The sequence below is a fragment of the Chitinophaga filiformis genome (assembly GCF_021646545.1).
Classification (GTDB): domain Bacteria; phylum Bacteroidota; class Bacteroidia; order Chitinophagales; family Chitinophagaceae; genus Chitinophaga; species Chitinophaga filiformis_A.
This window is the reverse complement of the sequence record NZ_JAKIRP010000001.1, coordinates 194,151-215,384: the sequence shown is the minus strand read 5'-3', so window position 1 is coordinate 215,384 and position 21,234 is coordinate 194,151. Positions and strand designations below refer to the sequence as shown.

Sequence of the window (21,234 nt, the reverse complement as noted above, 5' to 3'; positions counted from 1 at the left end):
AAGACGTTTGTAGATGAAAATTATACTTGCTCAACAGAACTATCATATCGGCAATTTCGAGTTAAATACACAGAAGATCCTGGATGGAATTAAAGCAGCCGAAGCGCAGGGCGCTGACCTGGTAGTATTCTCTGAGCTTTGTGTGTGTGGTTATCCGCCCCGGGACTTCCTGGAGTTTGAAGATTTTATCCAGCAATCCTATGCTGCTATTGACACGATCAAAGCCCATACGGCCAATATCGGAGTACTGGTAGGTGGCCCCAGCCGGAATACACAGCCGGAAGGAAAAGACCTCTTTAATGCTGCCTGGTTCCTGCACGAGGGAGAAGTAAAACAGGTGATCCATAAAACACTACTGCCTACCTACGATGTATTTGATGAATACCGCTACTTTGAGCCCAGCTATGCCTGGAACGTAGTGCCTTTTAAAGGCAGGAAGCTGGCAGTGACCATCTGCGAAGATATCTGGAACCTGGGAGATAATCCCTTGTACAGGGTTTGCCCGATGGATCAGATGATAGAGCAGCAGCCGGACGTCATGATCAATCTGTCTGCCTCTCCGTTCGACTATGATCATGCCCAGAACCGTAAGGAAATCATCCGTGCCAATGTGCGTAAGTACGGTATTCCCATGTACTATTGCAATGCCGTTGGTTCTCAGACGGAGATCGTCTTTGACGGCGGCTCAATCATCTTCGATGCACAGGGCAATGTTGTAAAGGAACTGCCTTATTTCGAAGAAGCGATAGATGGGTATGACCTGGACGTGCTGCTGCAATCCAAACAGCCGGTAGCTGATACGGTGTACACACCGGTAATGGAATTACTGCCCGAATATAACATCGACCGCATTTACCAGGCTATCGTACTGGGTATAAAGGACTATTTCCAGAAAATGGGCTTTAAAAAGGCCATTCTGGGATCTTCTGGTGGCATTGACAGCGCAGTGACGCTGGCATTGGCAGTAGAGGCACTCGGAAAGGAAAATGTAAGAGCTATCCTGATGCCATCTCCGTACTCCACCGAACATTCTGTGGACGATGCGGTAGCGTTGTCAAAGAACCTGGATAATCCTTATGACATCATTCGCATTAATGACATTTACGAGAGCTTCCTGGAAACCCTCAATCCTTATTTTGAGGGCCGGCCTTTCAATGTGGCAGAAGAAAACACCCAGTCCCGCATCAGGGGAAACCTGCTGATGGGACTAGCCAACAAGTTTGGCTATATTCTGCTGAACACTTCCAATAAAAGTGAATTGTCTACCGGTTATGGCACACTCTACGGCGATATGGCCGGAGGACTGGCAGTGCTGGGAGACGTATATAAAATGCAGGTGTATGCGCTGGCGCGGTATATCAACCGTGAGAAAGAAATTATTCCGGCGAATATCATCGATAAGGCGCCATCTGCAGAGCTGCGCCCGAACCAGAAAGACAGCGACAGCCTGCCTGATTATGCTACCCTGGACAGAATACTCTATCAGTATATTGAACGCCGGCAGAGCCCTAAAGAGATCATAGCTCAAGGGTTTGATGCGGCTCTGGTGGCCCGTACACTCAAAATGGTGAACACCAATGAGTACAAGAGGAACCAGTTTTGCCCTATTATACGCGTCTCGTCAAAAGCCTTCGGCGTAGGAAGAAGGGTGCCGATCGTCGGAAAATATCTTTCATAATTGTAGTTACCAGTCGGGAATTGCGGATTAAGAATTGGGATGGGGAATGCTTCATTCCCTATTTCTTAATTCACAATTCCTGATTGACTGTTATATTTGCTGAAATTTAATAAATCTTAAAATGTTACAAGTTCCGTTCATTCGTCAAAACAAAGACCTGGTGCTGGAACGGCTCACTTTGAAAAACTTCAAAGAGCTGGAACTGGTTGATCAGGTGCTGGAGCTGGACGACAAGCGCAAGAAATTAACCCTTGAGTATGATGAGACAAAGGCCAAAGCAAATTCGCTGTCAAAAGAGATAGGTAAGCTGATGGCCCAAGGGCAGAAAGAAGAAGCGGAATCACGTAAATCGGAAGTAACATCGCTGAATGAAAAGCTGCATCCCATCAATGAACAGCTGGCAGCCGCTGAAAAGCTTTTACACGATACACTTGTAAAACTGCCTAACCTGCCATCTCCGTTGGTGCCCCCGGGTAAAACACCTGAGGACAATGTAGAAGTGCGCAAAGGTGGCGAGATCCCTGCATTATATGAAGGGGCAGTGCCTCACTGGGATCTGGCAAAGAAATATGACCTGATCGATTTTGAACTGGGAAATAAGATCTCCGGCGCCGGTTTCCCGGTATATAAGAACCGCGGCGCACGTTTACAACGCGCTATGATCCAATATTTCCTGAACTATAATACCAGCAAAGGATATACGGAATTTCAGGTGCCACACCTGGTGAATGAGGCATCCGGTTACGGTACCGGTCAGTTGCCGGATAAGGAAGGCCAGATGTATTTTGTAGGAGAAGATGAGTTATACCTCATCCCTACCGCCGAAGTGCCGCTGACGAACTTATTCAGGGATGAGATCCTGAAAGACAGCGAACTGCCTGTAAAACTGACCGGTTATACGCCTTGTTTCCGCCGTGAGGCAGGTTCTTATGGTAAAGACGTACGTGGTCTGAACCGTTTGCACCAGTTCGATAAGGTAGAGATAGTACAGGTAGTACATCCGGAAAAGTCTTACGAGGTGCTGGACGAAATGGTGGCACATGTGGAAGAACTGGTGAAAGCCCTGGAACTGCCATACCGCATTCTGCGCCTATGTGGTGGTGATATGGGTTTCGGTTCTGCACTGACCTACGATTTTGAAGTGTATAGCACCGCGCAGCAAAGATGGCTGGAAGTGAGCTCGGTATCCAACTTTGAAGCTTTCCAGGCAAACCGCGCCAAGATCCGTTTTAAGGACGGTGGCGGTAAACCTCAGCTGGTGCATACCCTAAACGGTAGCTCTCTGGCCCTGCCACGTATCCTGGCATGTATACTGGAGAATAATCAGACCGCAGAAGGTATCAACATACCGAAAGTGCTACAACCTTATTTTGGTGCAGACAAGATCGCACTATAAATAAAGAAATATTGAAATAATAGAAAAGCGTTGCATATGTTGCAGCGCTTTTTTTTGTACTTACATTTGTAGTATGCAGCACTTTCTACCCAATGGCCAGGTATTATTGGTACGCCCGGCCCTTCTGGAAGACGCTCCCGCACTGCTGGCTCTGTTCCGGCAGCTGACTATGGAAACAGATTTTCTGCTTATGACAAAGCAGGAAGCCGCGGAACTGACAGTCGTGGACGAGCGGGCGTTTATCAGCTCTCTCAGCAATGAGTCCAGACACCTTCACCTGCTGGCGATTGTGGAGAACCGCCTCACAGGCTCTATTACCATCAAACAATCAGAACTGAAGAAAGAAGCCCACCTGGGCCAGCTGGGAATCGCCATCCTGCATGAATACTGGAACATGGGTATCGGCCGCCGTCTGATGACCGCCGCCATGCGTTGGGCAGAGCAGCATAAAGAGCTGGAAACCATTCATCTCAATGTATTTGCAAATAATGAAAGAGCTATCCAGTTGTATCGTAACTTTGGTTTCCTGGAATATGGACGTTTGCTTCAGGGATTTAGGCAAACGGATGGTACATATGGTGATTCAATATTAATGTCTAAAAGGATAAAGAACGGATGATGCAACGATATGACAGACACCTGAAACTGGAAGGCTTCGGACCCGCAAAACAACAACTGCTGAACAATGCAGCAGTGCTCGTAATAGGTGCAGGAGGATTAGGAGTGCCCGTATTGCAATATCTCACTGCAATGGGAATTGGAAAGATCGGTATCGTGGAACACGACGATATTTCTCTCACAAACCTGCAACGACAGGTTCTTTACAACACAGATGAAGTAGGTAGCCCAAAATTGAAAGCAGCAGTGAAACGCCTGCAGGCACTCAATCCGGAGGTACAATTCGCTATGTATGACACCTGGATCATACCCGACAATGCACTTGACATTATCAGGCCTTATGATGTAGTGGTGGACTGTACAGACAATTTCGGCACCCGTTACCTGGTGAACGATGCCTGTGTAATACTCAATAAACCCTTTGTATATGGCGCTATCCATAAATACGAAGGGCAGGTCAGTGTGTTCAATTACAAGGGTAGCGCTACTTACCGCTGCCTGTTCCCGGAACAGCCGGAGCCGGGCACTATGCTCAATTGCAGTGATATTGGCGTGCTGGGTATCCTACCCGGCATCATCGGTTCTTACCAGGCTAATGAAACCGTGAAGATTATCACCGGCATCGGTGAGCCACTCAGCAATCAGTTACTGACTATCGATACGCTCTATAACATTCATCACACCTTCCAGATCAAACCTGTTCCCGGTAATCATGACATCACTGCCCTGCAGGAAAGCTACGAGCAGCCCTGCGACACAGGCGGCGTCAAAAGTTTGTCGGTACATCAGCTGGAGGATTGGCTGAACACAGAAAAGCCTTTACAACTGATAGATGTAAGGGAACCTGATGAATGGGAAATATGTCATATTCCACAAGCCATGCATGTACCGATGCGAATGGTGGCAAGTATTATTCCGAAACTGAGAAAAGACCAGCCGATAGCGTTACTATGCCATCATGGAATGCGTAGCCTCATGGTGGCGCAACAGCTGGATGCAGCAGGTTTCCCTGCGGTCTACAATATAGAAGGAGGCATCCATGCCTGGGCCGCCGAAATCGATGTGGAAATGAACACTTATTAAACTGACTTATGTCTATTGAACTTTGCATACTGTTCTTTACGGTGGCGCTGTTGTATGCTTCTGCCGGCTTTGGTGGAGGTTCCAGTTATCTGGCTTTAATGGCTTTGTGGAGTATTGATTTCCAACTGATGAAATCTACAGCATTACTCTGCAACGTGGTGGTGGTGACAGGTGGTGTTTATCACTTTTACCGCGCAGGCCAGTTGCCGATGAAGAGGGCTTTGCAGCTAAGTGTGATCAGTGTTCCATTTGCCTTCGTAGGTAGTTACCTGCCATTAAAACAACATACTTTTTTCCTGCTGTTGGGCGTTGCTTTGACCGTAGCCGCTTTGCTGATGTGTTATAAGCTGTTCCTGGAAAAGGAATATGTGCCGGATCCCAACGCACAGAAGACTTACAAATACGGTATTGTAGGCGCTGCAATCGGCTTGTTGTCGGGTATGACTGGTATTGGTGGAGGTATTTATTTGTCGCCGGTATTACGTTTGGGGCGTTACGATACAGCGAAGAAGATAGCGGGGATCTGTAGCGTGTTTATACTGATAAATTCTATCGGCGGGTTATTAGGGCAGGCCAGCAAAGGGGAAATTGTATTCGATCTTCACTTTGCCGGCCCGCTTTTATTGTCTGTTATCATCGGCGGACAGATAGGCGCCCGTTTGAGCGCGGCAGTGCTGAAACCACGGATAGTGGAAGGAGCTACTGCCTTACTGATATTGTACGCTGGTGTTCGAATGCTTATCCAGGGGTAAAGCCTGTGGTTTTACCGCTTTCGCTTTTAGTTCCGGTTTTTTCTTTTTCTTCTTTCTGCCCATCCATATCAGGAACCCGGATATCGGCAGCGTAGTAGCTACGAGGGCTGCGATCAATGCCAGTATCTGCGTTGGCCATCCATAGAGTGTACCTCTGTGTAAAGGATATACCCATCTTCTGGCGATGGTGCCATTACTTTCATTGTCATACAGTCGCTCCTTTATTAGCTCACCCGTGCCAGCCTGGAAATAAAGGAAATCGCTCACATTGCCATGCCTGGCCCTGTTTTCTTTCGAAGCTGCAATAGACGTGCTGTCATTTTCCGCAAAGCGGATAGTGATCGCACCTTCATATGGCAGTCTCGTATTGGTTGTGTTGACGATCTTTTCCAGGTAAGCAATCCCTGTATTCTTTACGGCAAGGCTTGCCGGAGGCACTATTTTCTGTTGTTTGGTGTTGCCATCGAAAGCGATATAAAGCAAATTGTTCATCCACTTATAGCTCCATACAAGTCCTGTAAGTGCGATGATCAGCAATATGATGTGTACATAGAAGCCAAATACAGCATGCAGGTCCCAGTTAAGTCTTTTGAAAGACGCATTCCATTTTACGCTTAAGCGCTGTTTACGGTTGTTCCTTTTAGGCCACCACAGTATCAGACCTGTAAGGATCAGGATGGTGAAGATGGAACAGGAAATGCCGGTAATGAACTTACCGGTCTCGCCTATGCACAGGTAGCGATGTAGCTGCAGTACAACGGAGAAGAAGCGTTTATTACCGGGAATGGATTCAATGATCTTGCCGGTATAGGGATTGACAGCTACATACAACTGATTTTTAAGCACCTTATTGCCTTTCCCCTTCCGTAAAAGATAGACAACACTACGGTCGGCCTCAGGTTCTACCAGGATGTTGCCGACCCTGTATTTAGGATTTTCCCGTTGTACATAGGCGGTCAGGTTGTCCAGCGGTTGTCTGGAAGTATTTGCCGGCACCTCTACATAAAAAAAAGAAGACTGGAACACATGTTCCAGTTCTTCTTCAAATACGAGCAGGCTGCCTGTCCCCGCTACCACGAGGACCACAATGCCGGAAGCTATTCCCAGCCAGAGATGTAACCAGCCAAATATTTTTTTCATGATCAGAATGTATATGAGATTGTTGCCTGCCAGCTCCTCGGTGCGCCGGGGAAGAGACGAATATAGTCATATCCGCCGACCCAGTAGGTTTTATTTGTAACGTTGTTGAAATTCACCTGTAAGCGCACTTTATTCACCTGGTAGTACACAGCCGCGTTAACCAGTACGTAACCAGGCAGGGTCTGTGTTGTGTTGAGCGACACATTCCTTTCTGTTACGAAGTTAGCGCCAGCTCCCACACCTAAGCCCTTTACCGGACCGGAAGGAATAGTGTATTTCGTCCAGATGTTACCCTGATGTTTTGGCGCATTTGGTTTCTGTTTGCCTACCAGTGCTGAGTCGGTTTTACCTGACTTGCTGATGGTAGCGTCGTTGAAAGCATATGCCAGCGTCAGGTCCCAGTTGTCAGTGATTCGTCCGGTTACATCCAGTTCTACACCTTTGGAGGTTTCCTCACCGATCTGGATCATCTTGTCAGGATTACCTGGTTCGTTTGCGTTATACAATGTGTTGGTCTGTACAATATGATAAACAGCTGCATTGGCAGTCACATTGCCATTGAGCCATTCTGTTTTCAGGCCGCCTTCCCACAGTTGGCTGGTGATAGGATCGAATGGTCCGCCGGAGAGTGGATTGGTTTGAACAGCAGCATCCTGAGGATTGTAGCCTTTGGTATACATACCGTATACATTGATATTGCGGTTGATGCTGTATACCACACCCAGTCTTGGCAGGAAGGTATGTTGCGTTACTTTTTTCACACTATCGGTCCTGTAGTTCTGTTTGTCGGTATAGGTTTCGTAACGGCCGCCAAGTAACAATTTCAGATTTCCGATACTGATCTGGTCCTGCAGATAAATACCGCCGATGCTGCTGAAAGACGGCAGAACGGCACTGTTCTGTACAACATAAGTGTACTTGGAAGGATCTTCCAGCTTGTTATCATTTTTAGTGATGTCGAAGGAAGAAACATTTGGCTTTGGTATACTGATCACCTTCCCGTCAGGAGTGGTGTAGTTGTAGAATACATAGTTCGCCGCTTTTGCCGGATTGTATGCTGCGGAGCCACCGGCTTTCAGCTGGTAATTGCTCGCCGTTAACTGGGAAGCGCCGGGAGGCAGTTTGGAAGTAGCATAGTCATAACCGCCCACCAGTTTATGTGATACCTTACCAGTTTCCATGCTATAAGTCAGATAAGCAGAAGCATTATCGCTGGAAGGATTCTTTTTGCGTATGAATGACTGACGGGCTACCAGGTTAGGAATAGGGGTGCCGGAAGAATCCACTGCATAAGCATTGGCACTACGGTGTTCCAGCAGGTCTTCTGTATAACCGGTACGCAGGTAAGCGAGGTTGAAGGCCAGACGGCTGGAGAACTGGTGGTTCAGAGATGCTGTTACTGTATATGTTTCCTCGTTGAGGTAGTCGTTGGTAGCGCTGAGTGAGCGGGAGATCGGCGTTGAATAGAGGTCGCCCTTATACAACACTGACTGTCCGCGGTCAAGACGGCTGTTGGATTTGTTATATACCGCATCAAAGTTGATACGTGTTTTTTCTGTTGGCAGGAAAGACACGGATGGTGCAATCACCAGGTTCTTGTCGAACTGCAGGTCACGGAAGGACTCTGTATTTTCATACCCGATGTTCAGACGGTACAGGATGGTTTTCTCATCGTTTAATGGACCAGTAAAGTCGGCCAGTACCCGGGTGTTATTGAAGCTACCCATGGTGAAGCTGAGTGATTTACGGGCTTCCTCCAATGGTTTCTTGGTTACACGATTGATGGTACCGCCGGGAGAGGCATTTCCAAACAAGGCAGAAGCAGGGCCCTTGATCACTTCTACTCTTTCCAGGTAGTTAACCATTGGCTGTTTCCAGAAACCGGTGAAGGTACGCAGGCCATTCAGCAACTGTGTGGTACTACCGCCATTGATACGGAAACCACGGATAGTGATATCATCATAAAAAGTAAACTGGTTCACACCACTAAAGTTTTTCACTACGTCTCCCATTCTTACGGATGCCTGGTCCTGCATCAGTTCTTTGGTAACGTAAGAGATAGACTGAGGCACGTCTTTCAGGGGAGTAGCTGTTTTGGTGCCGATAAAGGAAGCGGTGTTCTTATATCCTTTTTCAGTTCTTCCGGTGATTTCTACAGTTTGCAGCTGAGAAGAAGCTGGTACTAAGGTAACATCCAGTCTGTTCCCTTTTACTTTTTGCTGTAAAGGTTCAAAACCGGTATGTGTGAAGCGGATGGTATATTCTGCGCCTTCAGGCAGATCGGAAAAGACATAATGGCCGTTTTCGTCAGTAAAAGCGGTCTGGCTTTTGTTGAGCAGTACGCTCACTTTGGGTAATGGAACGTTATTGATATCTCTGACTGTACCCTCTATGTTCACTTTGGTTTGTGCGTTGGCAGATATGCACAGGAACAGATATAGGAAAATGCTGATTTGTAGCTTTTGTAGATAGCCGAACATTGACTGACTGATTTTTCCACAAAGAACGATCAGTAATGTCCGCTTGCTTAATCGAATCGGGAAAAAGATTTACTTAAAGCGGAAAAATCGGGCATTAATGCATTGCATGTCAGGGTTATGTCATATTTTATAGTCTATTAAAAAAGATAGTGTCTACCCTGAACTTTTCGAGTGTAAAAATGAGATATTCCGCTCTCCCTGTATGAAATATGTTACCGGATAAATGTATGACTAGCAGCTGCTTGCAGGATTGTCAAATGCGTTGCTGTCATCTTCATCCCGTTCCGTCAGGCACTTAAAATCTTTCTCAACGAGAATACTTAATACGGAACCGTCTGCATTGGGAATTTCGGCGGAGAAGCCCACCTGGTCGGTATCTGTCCATTGGTCTACCTGTTCTTTCGGAAATGAAAGATGTATGGCGGAAGATTCTAATTTAATAAAAGGCGCATTGCTGCCGGTTTTGGCCTTAATACAGAAATGAAGGTTGCCTGCGCCAATCGTAGTGCTTTCCTCCACTTTGCCGTCAGCTTTCAGTACTTCTATGTCTTTTTTATCCAGCCTGTAGCGGATGCTGTTACCTCTGATCCTGATTTTCATCTTACGTTTATTTGATATGTCTTCTGTTTAAAATTACTACATTATCGTAGCTTTATCCAAATTTCATGAAGGGATATGCGCATTTTACTATTCGGCATAGCGAAAGATATAGCAGGAGCACCTGTTATTACGGCGGAAGGAGTTACTTCAGTAGCAGCACTCAGGACCTGGTTGTATACAAAATATCCGCAACTGGAACAGCTACGTTCTCTGATGATAGCAGTGAATAAAGTGTATGCCAATGATGAGGATGTATTACAACCAGGAGATGAAGTGGCGGTCATCCCACCGGTGAGTGGTGGGTGAGATCAATCGCTTCGCGTTTTATTTAAATTAAGGATCATGTTTTCGACACGTTTTATTTCAGCAGCTAAATAAGCTTGTTCCAATTTCTCTATGCTCGCTTGTGAAGCAAGAGGATTTTTCTTCAATAATTTGAGCGATCTTAAAATACTCCTTTCATTTTGTGCGTCACGCAACATGTCAGAGACAATATTACATTGCCTTATTATAATGTTGGTGATTTTTGAGAGACTGACGGAAAGTGATGGTGCGGCCAGTATGAGATACGTCTTAAACCAATAGGTATCAGGCAGTCTTTCTGCGAACATTAACAAAACTGTTCCTCCACCTGCACCAATAGCGTCAGTTGAGTTAAGATGCCTTAATCTCGTAGCTGGATTGGCTAACTTCTTCAATGGTTAGAATTTTTAGTTAACAAAATATAAAGCGCACGATTGTCCTTTGGGGTAAGACTGATTACTCTTTTGGAGTATAAGTGTAATTTTCAGGATCAGCCTCAAACTTCCTGAATTCTTCATCCATCTCTTTTCGTAGTTCTCTGTACATTTTTCGTACTTCTGCATCATATCTTATAATGTCTATGATAGGAAGAAAAAACGTACCAATACAAATGGCGAGGATGATTTTCTCTACTATGGGATACATGACAAACAAAGTTTTAAGGCACCAATATTAGATCATTTACACTGATCTATAAAAATTATTTTCCTTCAAAGTAATTAAATTCGCTTATTGATATTACGATGAACAAACTAATAAAAATAGACAGCAATGTAACTGTGCAGCAAGCACTCGACTTCGTTGAAGGGCCTGACTGCGGCGGTGTTGTAGTGTTCTCCGGAAATGTAAGGAACGTTACTAAAGACAAGAAAGTAACCAAACTTTTTTTTGAATGTTATGAACCGATGGCATTATTGGAGATGGACAAAATTGCTGATCATACCATTGAAAAAATGGGTGTAAAAAGGATCGCTATTTTGCACATCGTTGGGGAGAAACAACCGGGGGAAGTAGTAGTTGTTATTGCTGTTGCAGCTCCTCATCGCGCAGCTGCATTTGATGCATGTGAATATGCTATTGATACATTAAAGGAAACAGTGCCTATCTGGAAGAAGGAATACTTTGAAGATGGTGAAGTATGGGTTGCTGCGCACCCGTAAAAAAAGCTGATCACGCATCATGAATGAAACAACGATATTCATGATGCGTGCTCTGTATTAATGTTTGATCTGCTCTTCTGCCTCTCTCATTTCTTCCGGTGTATTCGCATTAAACTGTTCTGCAGAAAAGGGGTTTTCTATCTGCAGAATATCAGACTGCAGCAATGTTTTACGCGGACAATTCTTTCCTTCATTAAAATTATACTGCAGCTTCTTTAAGCCTGAAGGTTCCCATATTGCAATCAATGGTTCTGGTAAGTGATTGACAGGGCTGATCAGTGATGTAGCATCTTTCAACACTTGCCTCTGTGATACGAGATATTGGAGGCTCTGCTCACTGATGAGGGGAAGATCTACCGCCAGCACCAGCCATGCTGCCTCCGGAAATGCGGCATGTGCACTGAGCAATCCTACAGAAGGTCCGTTTCCTTCAACACTATCAAAGATCATGGGCACGTCATCACTCAATGCAGGCTTTTGTTCTTCCCTGCAGGAAAGATATACATCAGGAGTAATCTTATGTACTAATTGATAAAGATATTGCCACTGCGGCATGCCATGATAGGCGATCAGGCTTTTATCCTGTTGCATCCGTGTACTGCGGCCGCCGCAGAGAATGAGTCCTTTTAATGGCACTGTCATCATACTGTTTTTAAAAATCCCTTTTACCACCTGTCTTACTCAGCAGACGTGTTTGCCTGATCACCATCTCATGCGTAAATGCCTTACACATATCGTAGATGGTCAACGCAGCCACACTCGCGCCTGTAAGTGCTTCCATTTCTACGCCGGTTTTACCGGTGGTTTTAATGGTGCAACGCACTACCGCTTCTTCTCCTTCCAGTTCTATTTCCACCTGGCAGCCATCCAGCAGTAAAGTGTGACACAGCGGTATCAGGTCAGGCGTTTTTTTTGCTGCCATGATACCTGCCAGTATAGCGGTCTGGAATACTGCACCTTTGGCGGTATGAAGATCTTTTCCGCTAAATTGTTGTCTTACTATTTCCGGTAGAAATACCCTGCTTTCTGCTACTGCCACGCGTGTAGTCTCCGCCTTCCCGCTTACGTCCACCATTACCGGTTGATCAGCTGGATTGAGGTGTGAAAATCCCTGTTTAGTTGAATCATTGCTCATAATGGAATAAATTTACAACTAAAGCCACCAAACAACCAAAAGAATGCTGATAGATGTAAGCACCGCGTATGCCGCTGTTATGGATACCGTTCGGGATTTTGGAACAGAGCAACTGCCCTTTACTGCCGTTACCGGCCGTATTCTTCGGGAGCCGGTATTGTCTGATAGAGATTTTCCTCCATATGACCGGGTAATGATGGATGGCATTGCGATAGATTATGAAAGCTATGCAAAGGGGCAGACTGTCTTTGGTGTGGAAGATATGCAGGCAGCGGGCATGCCCCGTAAACAGTTGTCCAATACAGCCAATTGTATAGAAGTAATGACGGGCGCTATCATGCCTGAACTGACTGATACTGTGATACAGTATGAACACCTCACCGCCACAGAGCATGAAGGTTTCAAACGTTTTACCATCAATGCAGCTGCTGCCAAAGGACAGCATATCCACCGGCAGGGCTCGGATGCAGCTGCTGGTCAGTTGGTGATCCCAGCCGGTACACGGTTAACTGCTGCTGAAGTGGGTGTACTCGCCTCTGTAGGTAAGGTATTGGTGAATGTAAGCCGTTTGCCCCGCGTTGCGATTATTGCCACCGGCGATGAGCTGGTACCAGTTACCGAAACTCCGGATGTACACCAGGTAAGGATCTCCAATTCCTACAGTCTCGCTGCCGCTTTAACGGAATTAGGAATTAACGCAGAGTGCCATCACGTACACGACAATGAAACTGCCATCCGGCAATTGTTTGAGTCACTGAAGCATGCAGATGTCTGGATCTGTACCGGGGCGGTATCAGCCGGAAAATTTGATCATCTGCCGTATGTCCTGGAACAAATGGGCATGCAGCAGATCTTCCATAAAATACAGCAGCGGCCGGGCAAGCCTTTCCTGTTTGGCCGGTTTGAGAACGGTCCGGTAGTATTTGCCCTTCCCGGCAATCCCGTGTCAGGCTTCATGTGTTGTTACCGCTACGTATTGCCCTGGCTGCGTGCCTGCCTGCAATATGCAGCTCCGCCTGCCCCTTACGCAGTATTGGGCACCGACATCAATTTTGCTGCACCGCTTACGTATTTCCTGCCTGTTCGCCTGCATCCGGTAGCTAATGGACAACTGGAAGCCTTGCCGCCTCCCTACCATGGCTCCGGCGATCTGGCTGCCTTGCTACAGGCTGACGGTTTCCTGGAACTGCCTCCGGAAAAGAGCGTGTTTGAAAAAGGCAGCAGCTATCCGGTGTGGAAGTTCAGGTAACAATTTCGTCATATTAAATCTTGCATCCGTCATTAAACTTTAGTCATCCACCGACGTCAAACCCGAAACCTCTTCCTATATGGCAGCTGTTCCCGAAAAGCTACAAATGCAACATCTGGCATGGAGGGCCGGTTTCGGCGCTTCATTTCCCGTTATTGAAGACTGGACCCACAGAAAACGTCGGCAGGTAATCAGTAAGATCCTGACCGGTCCCGATAAAGATCCTCAGACACCCCTGAAAGTAAGGGACGAAACTGACCTCCCTGAACGGACCAAAGAAATGTCGCCGGAGGAAAAGAAAGAACTGGCTAAAATGAACAGGCAGGGTATTAAAGATCTTAACCTTTCGTGGATATACGAAATGGTGCAAACCCAACACCCATTGCGCGAAAAGATGGCCCTGTTCTGGCATGGACATTTTGCCTGCCGTACACAGAATGTATTATTCAGTCAGCAACTGTTGCAGGTGATCCGTGAAAACGCATTGGGCAATTTCGGTACACTACTTACGGCAGTCTCCAGAACACCTGCCATGTTGCAGTTCCTGAACAACCAGCAGAATTATAAAGCACACCCAAATGAAAACTTCGCCCGTGAGGTGATGGAGTTGTTTACTATGGGGCGTGGACATTATACTGAAACTGATATCAAAGAGGCTGCCAGAGCATTTACCGGTTGGGGCTACGACAATGAAGGTAATTTCGTATTCCGCGAAAAACGGCATGATAAGGGAGACAAAACAGTACTCGGTAAAAGCGGTAATTTCACAGGTGATGATGTTTTGAAAATATTATTGGAGCAGAAAGAAACTGCAAGATTCATCACTGCAAAAGTGTATCGCTACTTTGTGGATGAGACCCCTGACGAAGTAAGAATAAATACACTGGCCGAAAAGTTCTATAGCTCAAATTATGATATCGGAGAATTGATGCAGCACATCTTCAATGCAGACTGGTTCTATGATCAACGGTTCATTGGTAAACGTATAAAGTCGCCGGTGGAACTGTTGGTCGGACTGCGTAGAACCGTTCCTGTTAACTTCGAAAGAGAAGAGGTGATGTTGTCATTTCAGCAGGTACTGGGACAAGTGCTTTTTTATCCGCCCAATGTTGCCGGATGGCCCGGAGGACGTAACTGGATAGATAGCTCCAGTCTCATGTACCGCATGCAGTTGCCGAAGATGATATTGTATGAAAAGGAGTTCAACATCACACCTAAAGAGATCACTCCTGAAATGGGCATGGGCAGCTATAAGACAACCATGCAGTTGAATGAATCCGTGAAAATGCAATACGCGCGGAAGATCAGGGGAGTGATCAACTGGGATGTTTTGCTGAAAGATTATGAGAAAGTGCCCAGGGAGAAACTCGCAGAAACCATTGCCGGTTCTCTTTTACTGGCCAACAAAAATGTGAATAAACAACTGCTGGAGAATTATGCAGATGTTTCTTCCCGTGAGAGTTATATCAAAACAGTAGCAATAGCAGTAATGAGCACACCCGAGTATCAGTTGTGCTAATGTATCCACTTAACAAATCAAGTTTATGCTGATCTTAAACAGAAGACGTTTCTTACAGGTAGGATCATTAGCTTCAGCTTCACTGATGATGCCGAAATTCCTGAAGGCATTGGAAAGAGATAACCTGGTGCCTGCCGGCAATAAAGTACTGGTTGTAATACAGCTATCCGGCGGTAACGACGGACTGAATACAGTGATCCCTTACCGGAATGATATTTATTACCGCATGCGCCCCGCGCTGGGTATTCAACGTGCAAACGCCTTATCCCTCACAGATGAAATGGGCTTACATCCAGCTCTGAAAGGTTTAAAGAGCCTGTACGATGAAGGCTCCCTGGCGATATTGAATAGCGTTGGTTACCCAAATCCTGACAGATCGCATTTCCGCTCTATGGATATCTGGCAGTCTGCCAGCTCCTCTTCTGAGAACTGGACAGATGGCTGGATCGGAAGATTCCTCGATGCTCAATGTAAAGGGTGTGATAAACCAGTACAGGCACTGGAAATTGATGATACCCTGAGCCTTGCTATGAAAGGTGATCTGCAGAAAGGACTGGCCGTGAAAGATCCTGATAAACTGCAGGCAGCCGCCAATGACAGAATGTTCAGGGAATTGCTGCAGCAGGAAACAAAGACAATGGAAGATGATCATCAGCCTGTGGACTACCTGTATAAAACCATGAGTGCAACTGTTTCATCCGCATCCTATATCAAAGAGCAATTCAAGGCATATAAGACAAAAGAGATCTTCCCATCAACAGAACTGGGAAAGAACATGCAGACCATTGCAAGACTCATCATGTCTGATATTACGACTAAGGTGTATTATGTGTCTCACGGTGCTTTTGATACCCATGTCAATCAGCTGGCAGCGCAGCAGACGCAGTTGCAGCGGCTGGACGAGGCAATTACTGCACTCACGAAAGAACTGAAGAATAACAACCGTTACCAGGATGTGGTAATTGTTACCTTCTCTGAATTTGGCCGGCGTGTAGAGCAGAATGCGGGCGGAGGAACTGACCATGGTACGGCCAATAACATGTTCATGATAAGTGGAGGACTGAAACAGCAGGGATTACTCAATGAAGCTCCCGACCTGGAACAGCTGAATGAAGGAGACCTGCAACATAAAGTAGATTTCAAGAGCGTATATGCCACCCTATTGAAGAAATGGCTGGAGGCTGATGATGCCGCTATTCTTAAAAAGCAGTATGATCATCTGTCGTTCGTTTAATTGGCGGTGACGATAGCCCTTATAAATCCGAAGCTGGCATTTCTGGGAGATAATATACCGCTGGTATCTACAAGCGTACCGGTAAACGAACCTTCCATCAGGCTGTCCTTTACGTGGGTAATTGAGAATGTGAAAGTGCCGAAACGTTGATTGGCTATCTGGGAAACGTTTGCCTCGGGGTAGTATACAGAGATCGAATTGCCATCCTGTGAGTAGAACGTGCCTGTTGTAACGCCCTCTGAACTGCCCAGCAAGGTGATCTTAACCTGCTCATCACTGCTTCCGGTGGCGGTAATAGTTAGCTTGTCAACATCGTTGTTAGGGTCTGTATCAGTGAGATTGGCCAGAGAAACAACCGCAGAAGGGTTCTCAGCAACCACTATCATACTGTCCAGATCAAAGGAAATGAATTTGCGGGCTACTTCATTCTGCTGATCTTTTTCACAGGATGCAAAGATCAGTACAACACAAAGAATGGTTAATATCAGGCGCATAACAACAAGGGGTTTTTTGTTATAACGCAATAATAAGCAGTTAATTGCAAACGGGGCTAAGGAAAATCAGGGATCAGGAATTAAATGCGGAGCATTTGCAGCATTGAATCCCTGATCCCTGTATTAGTATTAATTCTTATTCGCTATCCTATATAGCATCCAGCCCATCAAAGCGAAACAGGCTGTACCGAGAATGAAATATCCGCCATGACCGAATATCCCGGCCAGTGCATGTTCCATGTTTACAGCAGCTAGTGCGTTCGCAGTGCTGTCAAAACCAGCCAGTATCGCAATGATCACACCGGCTACAGCGCCACCAGCCACCAGGCCGGTAGCGAAGAGGTTACCTTTACCAAGCTCTTCTTCCTCCGCAGACAGATGTACATTCTGTTTCTTACGCTTCTGATCTACTATTCCACGAATGGCACCACCAACGAAGATTGGCAGCGTGGTGGACAGTGGCAGATAAGCACCTACTGCGAAAGACAGCGATTTGATGCCGCAGAGCTCCATGGTGATAGCCAGGAAAACGCCTGCCAGTACAAATTGCCAGTCAAGATTGTAAGACAGGATACCTTTAGCCAGGGTAGCCATCAGGGTACCTTGTGGCGCAGGATAATAGATACTGCCTATTGCGTGGTCCGTAACGCCATTGGCGATCATCGCCGCAGTAGGCTTATCCAGGAATTTTACGGTCAGACCGATCACAATAGAAGATACGATCGCACCAATGAAGAGAGATAACTGCTGATACATTGGTGTAGCACCCACGATATAACCGGATTTCAGGTCCTGCGAGGTACCGCCGGCATTTGCAGCTGCAATACAGATCATACCACCCACTACCAGGGCCATTGGCTCGTAAACCTTACCGCTCCAGCCTACCGCGATAAATACCAGGCAGGTACCCATCAGGGTGGCTATGGTCATGCCGGAAATAGGGTTGTTGGAAGATCCGATCAGCCCCACAATACGGCTGGATACCGTAACGAAGAAGGCACCGAAGATAACCACCAGCAGACCTACCAGTAGTTTCTTACCAATGGAGTCGCCGGGTAACTGTGGCAGGAAAGCCATCAGTACGACCAGTGCAAGGCTGCCAAATAATACGATCTTGATATTGAGGTCCCTTTCTGTACGTGGTACATTACCTGTAGTAGCTTCTTCACCCACATCATCTTTCTTCAGGGAACCGATACTGCCTTTAAAGGAAGATATGATAGTAGGAATAGTTTTAATGAGTGTGATGAAACCGCCCGCAGCTACTGCTCCGGCGCCTATCTGACGTACATAGGCAACGTAAACTGCTGCGGAGAAATCGCCAAAGGTATGCGTAGCAGGGTTCCAGTCTCCCTTACCTCCAGGCGTACTGATATTGGCCAGGTAACCCAGCTTTACCAGCTGTGCGGCAATCGCATCCGGAGGTACCAGGAATGACAGCAATGGTATCAATACCAGCCAGGACAAAACACCACCAGCAACCAGCACCCCTGCAATGCGGGGACCGATGATATAGCCCACACCCATGTATTCAGGCGTGATGTCTGCGCTTACACGGGCAGATGAGAAGTATTTATTATACTGCTGGGTCATGTAAGAGGGTGTCTCGGCAATGACATGCAGTACCTTTTGCAGAAAAGCATAAACAACTGCAAACCCCAGTCCGTAGAAAGCGGTCTTGGCGAAATCGCCGCCTTTCTCACCTGCTATCAGCACATCACCACAGGCAGTACCTTCAGGATAAGGCAGGGTTGCATGCTCCTTTACGATCAGCGACCGGCGCAGCGGGATCATCATCAATGTACCCAGAATACCTCCAAAGATCGCCAGGGTTAGAATGGTCAGATAATTGAAGAACTGTGCACCGCCGCCATCAGAAAGGAAAAGAAAACCCGGCAGGGTGAATACTACTCCCGCGGCAATGGATTCACCAGCCGATCCGGTGGTCTGGATAATGTTGTTTTCGAGAATAGTGGTTTTAAAGAATTTCCTGCCAAGGGTAATGGCAATTACCGCAATAGGGATAGAGGCGGAAACGGTCAAGCCTGCTCTCAGCGCCAGGTATACAGTGGCGGCTCCAAAAATAATCCCGAATATACAGCCCAGCACAATGGACTTGAGTGTAAACTCCTTCATATGCACCTCCGGTGCAACGAAAGGCTTGAATTTATCTGCCATAAATAGGTTTGATAAGTATAGATTTTTGTTGATTAAGAGGCAATATAAGAGAAAAATCCCTTTTAGAGTCAGGACTTAGCATATTTACACAAGCGGCCGCCTGTTTTATCGTACGTCCGAAACCCTCACTTGCAAACCGCAAAAACACCCCTTATTTTATTGCATACCAATTCATTATACCTTATGAGTTGAATTGAGATGGTTCAGAGTACGCTCTTTTCCCTGCTCTTCCATATCGCTTTACCATCACTTCCATATCACTTTAGGCTCATCTCTATATCGAACCGATATACATATGAGCCTAAAGTGATAGTGAAATGATGGTGTAAGGATATGGAGATATAGGGATCAAACCGAATTCATACTGGGATTGAGCTGTACCAGGGTCCTTTTTAGGGCAATAAAAAAACGGTGTAACCTTAAGGCTGCACCGTTTCGGAATGAATTAAAGGGAAAAATGCCTAGTATGACCCTGTTTTCTCCTTTACGACCCTGGCGATCCACTTGCTGAGTATCAGCATTACCACGCCGGCGATACCCGCCGAGATCACAAGAATCATGAAGTAGGTGGTTTTATTAGTGAAGCTGTCCCAGAAGGTAGCCATCAGTCCGGCTACTTTACCGGCAATGGCGTTCACCAGGTACCAGCCACCCATCATAAGGGCTGTTACACGGGGAGGAGACAGTTTGGACACCATTGACAACCCGATCGGGCTCACCAGTATTTCCCCGACGGTAAATACGGCATAGGTACCGAAGAGCCAGGCCATAGAGCTTTTATCTATATAGACATTTGTCATAGACGCAGCAATCACCATCAGCAGGGATGAACCCGCTGCCAGGAAAATACCGATAGCGACCTTCACCGGGGTGTTAGGTTCCTTACCGCGTTTAGCCAGCCAGCCGAATATACCTATTACAATAAGGCTGAAGGCCACGATAAAGAATGGGTTTATGGACTGGAAGATTTCAGTGGAGATGAGTCTCAGCTTGCCATCCTGTGGCCACCTTTCCTTCGGCAGGTTCTGGAAGTAAGGGTCTGCGCCCTGTACCTCGATGGTATTGCCATTAGCATCCTTGATAGCGCGGAAGTGCTCGTCTATCTGGGTTACTTTATGAGGTTCGGTGGTTACGGTCTGCAGCATACCGAAGGGTTGTGCTGCATTTTCCATGGCCGGGGACATCTGGCGGTCAGTATACTGGTCGGCCCAGATGGTAAGGCCGGTACTGTTCTGGTTATAGATCACCCAGAAAATGATTGCCACTGCAAAAAAGGCCAGCAGGGCTCCCAGGCCGCGTTTATCCTCTTGCCGCTTTGAAGTGCTGAACAAGCGGATGTAGAAAATTATAATGGGTACGCAGGCAAACAGGAAGGCATCGTTTGACTTGGTACCGAACAGCGTGTGCCCCAGTAAGGCAGGGCTGCTGATGAAATAGCCGATTACGGCAGCGATAATAGCGGGAAGCAAGGCGCTGCCCAGAATCTTGGCGGTGGACATTTCATCCGGAGAGGCAGCTTTTCGTACATCTCCTTCTGCGATGGTCTTCAGGTTGGAGGCGAAAATAATCAGGCCCACCAGCATGCCTATACCTGCAGCAGCGAAGGCGTGTCCCCAGCCGTAGTGGTTACGGAGATAGGCGGCCACGAAGTTGCAGATGAAGGCGCCGATGTTCACGCCCATGTAAAAGATGTTGTAGGCCACGTCTTTTTTGGCCTTGAGGTCTTCCCGGTTGTAAATATTACCGAGGATGGTACCGATGTTAGGTTTGAAAAAACCGTTACCGATGATGATAAGGCCAAGGCCTGCATACATGGCCATATCACCGGGAAACGCAAGGGAAAAATAACCGGATGCCAGGAGAATCCCTCCCAGTATCACTGCCCTGCGATAACCAAGATAGCGGTCGGCCAGCAGGCCGCCGATGAAAGGAGATAAGTAAACTAATGCGATGTAAGAACCGACGAGGTCCGCTGCTTTGGTGGTGTCAAACCCTTTACCGCCGTTGGAGGATGGATCAACAAGGTAAAGGAAGAAAATGCCGATCATCAGGTAATAGCCGAAACGTTCCCACATTTCCGTAAAAAAGAGTACGTACAATCCTTTGTGATGCCCTTTGCCCTTCGGGGCGGGCGTGATTACAGGCTGCTCAACAGCAGTTTGAGTCATAATAGATCTGTTTAGTTTGTTGTTTGTTTATGGTGTTAGTCAGTCCG

The 21,234-nt window shown here is 46.7% G+C and carries 19 protein-coding genes; 10 read left to right on the top strand and 9 right to left on the bottom strand.

Features of this window, described 5'->3' with window-relative positions; translation table 11 throughout:
• Nucleotides 1-13: 13 nt before the first annotated feature.
• The 5 genes from L3C95_RS00885 to L3C95_RS00865 all read left to right on the top strand — a co-directional run bounded on the left by L3C95_RS00885 (nt 14) and on the right by L3C95_RS00865 (nt 5,527).
• Nucleotides 14-1,678, top strand: coding sequence for an NAD+ synthase (locus L3C95_RS00885; RefSeq protein ID WP_236384164.1), 1,665 nt, complete (start codon nt 14-16; stop codon nt 1,676-1,678).
• A gap of 121 nt (nt 1,679-1,799) precedes the next feature.
• Nucleotides 1,800-3,074, top strand: coding sequence for a serine--tRNA ligase (serS, locus tag L3C95_RS00880; protein ID WP_236384163.1), 1,275 nt, complete (start codon nt 1,800-1,802; stop codon nt 3,072-3,074).
• 73 nt (nt 3,075-3,147) lie between these two features.
• Nucleotides 3,148-3,693 (top strand): GNAT family N-acetyltransferase, encoded by a 546-nt coding sequence (locus tag L3C95_RS00875; protein WP_236384162.1) that lies wholly within the window; start codon nt 3,148-3,150, stop codon nt 3,691-3,693.
• Nucleotides 3,690-4,775, top strand: coding sequence for a ThiF family adenylyltransferase (locus tag L3C95_RS00870; protein WP_236384161.1), 1,086 nt, complete (start codon nt 3,690-3,692; stop codon nt 4,773-4,775). Before L3C95_RS00875 ends, L3C95_RS00870 begins: the two co-directional genes overlap by 4 nt.
• Before the next feature lie 8 nt (nt 4,776-4,783).
• The gene (locus L3C95_RS00865) at nt 4,784-5,527 is read left to right on the top strand and encodes a sulfite exporter TauE/SafE family protein (protein WP_236384160.1); all 744 of its coding nucleotides are present in this window, start codon (nt 4,784-4,786) and stop codon (nt 5,525-5,527) included.
• On the opposite strand, the gene L3C95_RS00860 is transcribed toward L3C95_RS00865, so the two are convergent.
• From L3C95_RS00860 to L3C95_RS00850, 3 genes are all read right to left on the bottom strand, one after another.
• The gene (locus L3C95_RS00860; RefSeq protein ID WP_236384159.1) at nt 5,483-6,667 is read right to left on the bottom strand and encodes a PepSY-associated TM helix domain-containing protein; all 1,185 of its coding nucleotides are present in this window, start codon (nt 6,665-6,667) and stop codon (nt 5,483-5,485) included. The genes L3C95_RS00865 and L3C95_RS00860 overlap by 45 nt on opposite strands.
• Before the next feature lie 2 nt (nt 6,668-6,669).
• Nucleotides 6,670-9,147 carry a TonB-dependent siderophore receptor gene (locus L3C95_RS00855; protein WP_236384158.1) on the bottom strand — a complete coding sequence of 826 codons (2,478 nt, stop codon included), beginning with the start codon at nt 9,145-9,147 and terminating at the stop codon, nt 6,670-6,672.
• Nucleotides 9,148-9,378: 231 nt separating this feature from the next.
• A complete protein-coding gene (locus L3C95_RS00850) occupies nt 9,379-9,747 on the bottom strand; it encodes a DUF7009 family protein (RefSeq protein ID WP_236384157.1) in 369 nt (122 codons plus the stop codon).
• Between the two features lie 75 nt (nt 9,748-9,822).
• On the opposite strand from L3C95_RS00850, the gene moaD reads away from it, so the two are divergent.
• A complete protein-coding gene (gene moaD / locus L3C95_RS00845) occupies nt 9,823-10,053 on the top strand; it encodes a molybdopterin converting factor subunit 1 (protein ID WP_236384156.1) in 231 nt (76 codons plus the stop codon).
• 2 nt (nt 10,054-10,055) lie between these two features.
• On the opposite strand, the gene L3C95_RS00840 is transcribed toward moaD, so the two are convergent.
• The gene (locus L3C95_RS00840) at nt 10,056-10,445 is read right to left on the bottom strand and encodes a hypothetical protein (protein ID WP_236384155.1); all 390 of its coding nucleotides are present in this window, start codon (nt 10,443-10,445) and stop codon (nt 10,056-10,058) included.
• Nucleotides 10,446-10,793: 348 nt separating this feature from the next.
• Here L3C95_RS00840 and L3C95_RS00835 point away from each other — a divergent pair, with 348 nt between their 5' ends.
• A complete protein-coding gene (locus L3C95_RS00835) occupies nt 10,794-11,210 on the top strand; it encodes a molybdopterin synthase catalytic subunit (protein ID WP_236384154.1) in 417 nt (138 codons plus the stop codon).
• Between the two features lie 57 nt (nt 11,211-11,267).
• Here the strand turns inward: L3C95_RS00835 and L3C95_RS00830 are convergent, their stop codons facing one another.
• Entirely contained in the window at nt 11,268-11,852 is a 585-nt protein-coding gene (locus L3C95_RS00830; protein ID WP_236384153.1) for a molybdenum cofactor guanylyltransferase, read from the bottom strand.
• 10 nt (nt 11,853-11,862) lie between these two features.
• Entirely contained in the window at nt 11,863-12,345 is a 483-nt protein-coding gene (gene moaC, locus L3C95_RS00825; protein WP_236384152.1) for a cyclic pyranopterin monophosphate synthase MoaC, read from the bottom strand.
• A gap of 43 nt (nt 12,346-12,388) precedes the next feature.
• On the opposite strand from moaC, the gene L3C95_RS00820 reads away from it, so the two are divergent.
• The 3 genes from L3C95_RS00820 to L3C95_RS00810 all read left to right on the top strand — a co-directional run bounded on the left by L3C95_RS00820 (nt 12,389) and on the right by L3C95_RS00810 (nt 16,347).
• Entirely contained in the window at nt 12,389-13,594 is a 1,206-nt protein-coding gene (locus L3C95_RS00820) for a molybdopterin molybdotransferase MoeA (RefSeq protein WP_236384151.1), read from the top strand.
• A 79-nt stretch (nt 13,595-13,673) separates the two neighbouring features.
• Nucleotides 13,674-15,113, top strand: a complete 1,440-nt coding sequence (locus tag L3C95_RS00815; protein ID WP_236384150.1) for a DUF1800 family protein — start codon at nt 13,674-13,676, stop codon at nt 15,111-15,113.
• A gap of 25 nt (nt 15,114-15,138) precedes the next feature.
• The gene (locus tag L3C95_RS00810; RefSeq protein WP_236384149.1) at nt 15,139-16,347 is read left to right on the top strand and encodes a DUF1501 domain-containing protein; all 1,209 of its coding nucleotides are present in this window, start codon (nt 15,139-15,141) and stop codon (nt 16,345-16,347) included.
• Here L3C95_RS00810 and L3C95_RS00805 read toward each other — a convergent pair.
• From L3C95_RS00805 to L3C95_RS00795, 3 genes are all read right to left on the bottom strand, one after another.
• Nucleotides 16,344-16,841, bottom strand: coding sequence for a hypothetical protein (locus L3C95_RS00805; RefSeq protein WP_236384148.1), 498 nt, complete (start codon nt 16,839-16,841; stop codon nt 16,344-16,346). The two genes, L3C95_RS00810 and L3C95_RS00805, sit on opposite strands and share 4 nt — an antisense overlap.
• A gap of 129 nt (nt 16,842-16,970) precedes the next feature.
• A complete protein-coding gene (locus L3C95_RS00800) occupies nt 16,971-19,019 on the bottom strand; it encodes an OPT family oligopeptide transporter (RefSeq protein ID WP_236384147.1) in 2,049 nt (682 codons plus the stop codon).
• A 461-nt stretch (nt 19,020-19,480) separates the two neighbouring features.
• A complete protein-coding gene (locus L3C95_RS00795; RefSeq protein ID WP_236384146.1) occupies nt 19,481-21,187 on the bottom strand; it encodes a peptide MFS transporter in 1,707 nt (568 codons plus the stop codon).
• Nucleotides 21,188-21,234 lie beyond the last annotated feature (47 nt).